The sequence below is a fragment of the Vibrio sp. D173a genome (assembly GCF_030248475.1).
Map to the genome: position 1 here is coordinate 1 of NZ_JAHGAH010000915.1, position 667 is coordinate 667.

The following is a 667-nucleotide window of genomic DNA, read 5'->3' on the forward strand; positions in this document are numbered from 1 at the left end:
CTGTTGAGCTACATCATCAACCTTCTACCAAACACGCTATACGCAGGTGCTATGGTTATCGGTGGTATTTTTGACATCGAAAGCATGCTCGGAATTAGTCGTTTCCAAGCGATCCTACTTATCGCATCAATTATCGGTTTCCTAGGTCTTTTCTACGCTATCTATGGTGGTCTAAAAGCGGTGGTAATCGCAGACACATTAAACGGTGTAGGTTTGATCGTTGGCGGCCTGATGATCCCAATCTTTGGTCTGATCGTGCTAGGTGACGGCAGTTTCATGGACGGTGTGGACGTGATTACGACCAACGCTACAGACAAACTTCAAGCTGTTGGTGCCGAAGATGACCCTAACGTACCGTTCTCAACCATGTTCACTGGTCTACTGCTAGTTAACCTTTACTACTGGGGTACTGACCAAGCAATCATCCAACGAGCACTGGGGGCTAAGAACCTAAAAGAAGGTCAGAAGGGTGTAATCCTTGCAGGTGCAATCAAAGTTGTGACACCTCTGTTCCTAATCATCCCTGGTATCATTGCTTACCATATGTTCGGCACAGTAGACGCGACAGGTCAAAGCTACGAAGCCGATACCATGTATACGCGTCTAGTTAACGAAGTGCTGCCTAAACCGCTTGTTGGCTTCTTCCTAGCCGCAATGTTCGGCGCAA

Annotated in this window: 1 pseudogene; it reads left to right on the top strand. The window is 47.4% G+C overall.

What is annotated here, in order from left to right:
• Positions 1-667: pseudogene (locus tag KIV40_RS30250) on the top strand (solute:sodium symporter family transporter); the annotation flags it as partial.